Consider the following 5,664-nt stretch of genomic DNA (forward strand, 5'->3'; position numbering starts at 1 on the left):
TTCAGTTCAGGCGCAGCAGGATTCCGGGCACGGCGTCGATCAGCAACTCAATGAAGACGAAGACGAACTCCAGGGTGATGAACGCACTGGAGCGCCTGAAGGCCTCTTCTTCGATGATGGGGAGTGCCATCAGCAGGCCGAGCACGGGAATGCCGAGGGTGAGGAGGGCCCCTGCCACCGGATTCGTGCGCAGGGTGGAGAAGGCCGGGGTCAGGAACGTCGAGAAGAGGGCAAGCCCCAGCAGCGGGGCCGCCAGGGAGTTGCTCAGGAACCGGACCGCCCGGTGTGCCAGCACGGCGTCCAGGCGCCGGACGCCGTCGTCCCGAAGTGCCATGCGGGCCAGCGAAATCGGCTTGCCCAGCCCGATCAGGAGCGGCACCACGAACAGCATCAGGGTGATCTTCAGTGTGAAGGCCCAACGGAGCTGGGAACCGTACACACCGGGAAATCCGCAGGTCAGCAGCGCGAACGAGCCAAGGCCCAACGCGTAGAAGGCCACGGTCCGCCAGATCGGCCACCGGCTGCCATGTCTTGCCGCGGCCCGGAGTGCGAGCGCGTACAGCCCGCCGAAGGCCACCATGATGGCGAGGGCGGTCCAGTCAATCTGCCAGGCAGTGATGACGACGTCGAGAGGAGGCACGGGGTCAGGATAACGGTGGTTCCTAGGATTTTGCCGGGCCGGGTTCCGGCGGCGGGCTGCCCGGGCCACCCCGGCCTTCCTGGACCTCGGGCGGCACGGTTGCTGAGGGGCCGCCGATCCCGTAGAAGCCCGGCGGAGGCGGCTGGTATGGCCCATGGTCACCAGCCGGGCCCGAAGGCGGCCCGGGAGGCGGCCCGGCCGGTGGCCAGGGTGTCGGAACGGGGTGCGGGTCGCCCGGGTCCGTCGGCCCCATATCCAGGTGGAACGGCGGGTACTCGTCACGCATCAGCGCCACATAGGTGATGACCCGGTAGATCCAGCGGTTCAGGCCCATCAGGAGGTCGAACAACCCCCGCCAGTACTGGCCGGTGAACAGCAGGATGACGCCCGCTATCAGCACCAGCAAACCGATCAGCGAGATGCCGGCGTTTTGCCGGACCCACTCCCCGTCGGCCCAGTACCCGTCGCGGCCGCCCCAGCTGCGGGTCGTTCCGGTGAGGACGGCCACGATGAGCAGATGCGGGATGGCGAGCAGCCAGGACTTGACCAGCACCAGGCCATGGGAGAGCTTCTCCGGGTAGTCGACGTCGAAATCCGCGGGGTAGTCGGTCCGTGCCAGCGTGAACGGCGGGTATCGGTCCGTGCCGATCGCCGCATAGGAGTAGAACGCCACCCGCCAGCTCCAGCGGATCACCCCGACATTGAAGTTGAACAGCGAGCGCGGATACCGGCCGGTGAAGAGAATCGCGAAGCCGGCCACAATCGTTGTGACCACCAGGGCGAACCAGAGGAAGAACAGCACGATGTAGTGCGGGATGGCCAGGAACCACTTGACCAGCCACAGCCAGCGTGACAGCTGTGGATCCAGGTAGCCGCTGAGCCGCGAGGGGTAGACGTAACTGCCGGGCGGCGCGCCGGCGGGCACCGGACCGGCCGGATATGCGCCGGCGGAGTGCTGCTGGCCCGGGTACGGAACGGCGTACGGCGGCCCCGGTGGCGGCCCAGGGTACGGCTGCTGGCCCGGTCCGTGCGGCGGCCCGGCGCGGCCCAGCCCCGCCGCGCCCGCAACAATCAGGGGGACACCCACGGCCAGGAGCACAATGCCGCCGATCAGGAGGCCCAGGAAGACCGGCCACAGGAGGTCCGACCTGGCGCCCCCGCGGAGATCGACCGCGACGGGGCTGGTTGAGTCGGCGTTCATCACCACAACGGCCCAGTTTCCCGAGCGCAGGTCCCACGTGAGTTCCTGGCTGCCGGCGCCGGTGGCGGACGCGGACCAGAACTTCTGGTCGGCCGGGCGGGCGGGCGGCTTGGTGCCCTCAACGTCACGGTACTCGGCCCGGAAGGGCGAAAAGCGGACCTCGGTGAGCTCCGTGTGCTTGACCCCGTTGAGGTACGCCGCGACGTCGGCCTGGGGTCCGATCCCGATGAAGATCCGCTGGGCGGAGTCCGCGGCCGAACCGCGGAGCATCAGGCTGCCGGCCATAGCAGCCGGGTCGACGCCGGTCGGTCCGGGCCCGGTCATAACGTTCAGCCGCGGGGACGTGAGGGCGTACGAATCCACCGTGTACCGCTCGGACGGCGTGGTGAAGTACCCGCCGTCGCGCTGCTGGTAGTTGGCCCAGCCGGTGAAGCCGGCGCCGGCAAGCATCCCCAGGCCCAGCAACGCGGCAAGCGTCCCGAGCACCAGCATGACTATCCGGCCGGGTTTCATGACCGTTCCAGCGCCTCGAGCAAAGACTTGCCCCACCGTGAGGCTTTCTCCAGTTCACCGGGACGCAGTGGCCCCTCGCTCCCTTGCACGAAGAACGGCATGGGCTCGGAAATGATGTCCGCGCCATTGTCGCGGAGGGTGTGCGCCATCTTCTTGGCCGCGTCGCCGTGGACGAACATCCGGATGCGGGTATCGAACGCGGCGGCTTTGACGCCCGCCAGCTGGCCGTTTCCGAGCGTCGAGAGCAGCGCGGTGATCTTCGGCGTCGGACGCCATCCGTTGATGGGGCTTCCAACCACCAGCAGGTCCCCGGCGGCGAGGTCGCCCGGGTGGAATTCGCTGACGGAGACGGTGGTGGCCTCGAGTCCCCCGAGCGAGCCGGCGACGGCCTCCGCCACGGATTTGGTGTTGCCAAAGGCCGAGTCGTAGACAACATGGGCTTTCATGCGCTGATCACCACTTTCAGGGCCTTGGTCTCGGCGGCACGGGCGAAAGTGTCGTAGGCGTCCATGAACTGGTCGAAGCCGAACCTGTGGGTGGCGAACTTCTCGGCCGGCACCTTCTTCTGCGCCACGAGCTTGAGCAGCATCGGGGTGGTGTTGGCGTTCACCAGGCCCATGCTGATGTTGATGTTCTGGATCCAGAGGTTCTCCACGTGCAGTTCCACCGGCTTGCCGTGGACCCCCACGTTGGCCACGTTCCCGCCGGGCCGCACGATCGCGGTGCACATGTCGAAGGTGRCCGGGATGCCGACGGCCTCGATGGCCACATCCACGCCCTGGCCGTCGGTGAGCGCGAGGACCTGGTCCTTCCAGTCGGCGTCGCCGGACAGCACCACGTTGGTGGCGCCGAACTCACGGGACTTTTCCAACCGGTTGGAGTCAAGGTCGACGGCGATGATGGTGGCGGCACCGTAGAGGCCGGCCGTGGCGACCGCGGCGAGCCCGACCGGGCCGGTCCCGATCACGGCCACCGTGTCTCCCGGCTTGACCCGCCCGTACTGCACCCCGATCTCGAACCCGGTAGGCAGGATGTCGGAGAGCATCACGGCCTGCTCGTCGCTGACGCCCTCGGGCAGCAGGTGGAGTGAGTTCTCGGCGTACGGGATACGGACATACTCCGCCTGGGTGCCATCGATCAGGTGGCCGAACACCCAGCCGATCCCGGACTGCCCCTCCTCACCCATGCAGTGCGAGTACAGCCCGGTCTTACAGTTGGCGCAGTGCCCGCAGGACTTGATGCACGAAATGATGACGCGATCGCCCACTTTGAGGGCGGTCACGGACTGGCCGACCTCGGTGATGGTTCCGACGCCTTCATGGCCGAGGATCCGTCCCTTGGTCACAGCGGGCACGTCCCCCTTGAGGATGTGCAGGTCAGTGCCGCAGATGGTGGTGGTATCCACCTTGACGATCACGTCGCTGGGGTTCTGGATCTCCGGATCAGGGACGTCAGTCCAGGATTTTTGGCCGGGGCCGCCGTACACGAGGGCTTTCATGCAAGCTCCTTGGTTCTGAGAATGACCGGCGGATCGACGATCCGCAGGCGGCACGGGGTGACGGACGCATCGATCCCGGAGGAGACGATCGACTGCCGGGCGTGGTCGTGGAGTTCGTCGAAGGCCGCGGCAGTTACCCGCGCGTGGGCAAGATCCACCACGAGCTCATAACCGGACAGTTTGGCCGTGACCCGGCGGCATACGACGTAGAGGGCGCGGATGTTGGCCGTGGTGACGACGCCCCGCACCTCGACGCGGGCCAGTTCCGCGGAGGGGTCGATCCGGATGACTACCTTGATCCGGGGATCCCCGTGGGAGGGGTGCGCGTGGTAGGCCTTGGCGCGGCTGGCGGCGCTGACGTGGCGCAGCGGGCTCATGCGCTCTCAGCGCTCCCCCGCGGCCGCAACGTTGCGGCGGCACGCGAACTGGCGACTGCTGCGATTGCTTCGTGAATCGACATAGCGGCTGGTCTCCTGCCTTTCCTGCCCAAGCTGGAAAGTGCACTTGCCATTTCCTCACCCCAGGTCCTAGCGAGACCGCAACTGCCCCAATGTGGTTCATCCCCAATGGCCGTGCAGGAACCGCCCCAACTCCAGAATGACCTCGCCGCCAAGGACGGGCAAGGGGACGAAAGTCCCTTGCAGGGCGCGGAAATTGACGCCCTGTAACCCGTGTGCAGACAGTGGCCAAAGTGGCCGGAATTGCTGCGGCCACACCCCGGCCCTAGCCTGTTTCTATGCCGACCACCGCCACCTCTGCCGCCGCGTCCGCCCTTGTCCTGGCCTCGGTCCGGCAACCCGGCGAGGCGGCGCCCTCCGACATCTTTATTGCGGACGGAGTGGTCACCCGGATCGCGCCTGCCGGATCCTGGGAAGGGTCCGCAGGCGGTTCCGCGGCGGGTTCGCCGGCCAGCTTCGAGGTGGTCGACGCCGACGGTCGCTTCGTCGTTCCCGGACTGTGGGATGAACATGTCCATATGACCCAGTGGGCCCTGGCGACCGGCAGGATCGACCTATCCGGGGCCGCCTCGGCGGCAGAAGCGGCCGCCGTCGTGCGCTCGCGCCTGAACGGCACGACAGCTGCGGCGACGGACGGGGCGACGCTGGTGGGCGTCGGGTTCCGGGATGCCGTGTGGGCCGATGAGCCCAGTCTCGCGCTTCTGGACGCGGCGACTGCCGGCGTACCAACGGCCCTGATTAGCCATGACCTGCACTGCGTGTGGCTGAACAGCGCGGCCGCTTCGCGGTACGGGACGGCGGTCGGCGCGGACGGGCTGCTGCGCGAGGACCCCGCATTCGAACTCACCCGGGAACTCGGGCGCCTGCCTGACGACGCCGTGGACGCCCTGGTCCAAAAGGCCGGAGAGGCTGCAGCGGCACGGGGCATCGTGGGGATTGTCGACTTTGAGATGGTCTGGAACCGGGATCCGTGGCTCCGGCGGATGGCGGCGGGCTTCGACTGCCTCCGGGTGGATGCCGCGGTCTACCCCCACGACTTGGAGCGTGCCGTCGGCGACGGCATGCGGACCGGCCAGTTGCTCCCCGGTGCCGGCGGGCTGCTGCGCGTCGGCCCGCTGAAGGTCCTGATCGACGGGTCGCTCAACACGCGCACGGCGTACTGCGTCGACCCCTATCCCCACGGTGGCCGCGGCCTGCTGACGGTCACCGAACAGGACCTGATCCGGCTGCTTGCCAGGGCGGGCGAGACCGGATTTGTCCCGGCAGTGCATGCGATCGGCGACGGCGCCAACGAGGTGGCGCTGAACGCCTTCGCGGCGGCCGGCGTCAGCGGCCGGATTGAGCATGCCCAGTT

The 5,664-nt window shown here is 67.9% G+C and carries 6 protein-coding genes; 1 reads left to right on the plus strand and 5 read right to left on the minus strand.

The window, feature by feature from the left end; all coding sequences use genetic code 11:
• Window position 1: 1 nt before the first annotated feature.
• From AC1DHD_RS13610 to AC1DHD_RS13630, 5 genes are read right to left on the minus strand one after another with little or no spacing between them, the layout of a single operon-like run.
• Entirely contained in the window at window positions 2-640 is a 639-nt protein-coding gene (locus AC1DHD_RS13610) for a cytochrome c oxidase assembly protein (RefSeq protein ID WP_476880226.1), read from the minus strand.
• A gap of 22 nt (window positions 641-662) precedes the next feature.
• Entirely contained in the window at window positions 663-2,354 is a 1,692-nt protein-coding gene (locus tag AC1DHD_RS13615; protein ID WP_476880227.1) for a DUF4389 domain-containing protein, read from the minus strand.
• The gene (locus AC1DHD_RS13620) at window positions 2,351-2,800 is read right to left on the minus strand and encodes a flavodoxin family protein (protein ID WP_476880228.1); all 450 of its coding nucleotides are present in this window, start codon (window positions 2,798-2,800) and stop codon (window positions 2,351-2,353) included. Before AC1DHD_RS13620 ends, AC1DHD_RS13615 begins: the two co-directional genes overlap by 4 nt.
• Window positions 2,797-3,852, minus strand: a complete 1,056-nt coding sequence (locus AC1DHD_RS13625) for a zinc-dependent alcohol dehydrogenase family protein (RefSeq protein WP_476880229.1) — start codon at window positions 3,850-3,852, stop codon at window positions 2,797-2,799. The genes AC1DHD_RS13620 and AC1DHD_RS13625 overlap by 4 nt, the downstream gene beginning before the upstream one ends.
• On the minus strand, window positions 3,849-4,229 hold the full coding sequence (locus tag AC1DHD_RS13630; protein ID WP_476880230.1) for a hypothetical protein: 381 nt from the start codon (window positions 4,227-4,229) through the stop codon (window positions 3,849-3,851). Before AC1DHD_RS13630 ends, AC1DHD_RS13625 begins: the two co-directional genes overlap by 4 nt.
• A gap of 359 nt (window positions 4,230-4,588) precedes the next feature.
• On the opposite strand from AC1DHD_RS13630, the gene AC1DHD_RS13635 reads away from it, so the two are divergent.
• Window positions 4,589-5,664, plus strand: a 1,076-nt coding sequence (locus AC1DHD_RS13635; RefSeq protein ID WP_476880231.1) for an amidohydrolase family protein, incomplete at its 3' end; no start/stop codon positions are given.

The sequence above is a fragment of the Arthrobacter sp. 05L45_2 genome (assembly GCF_056397525.1).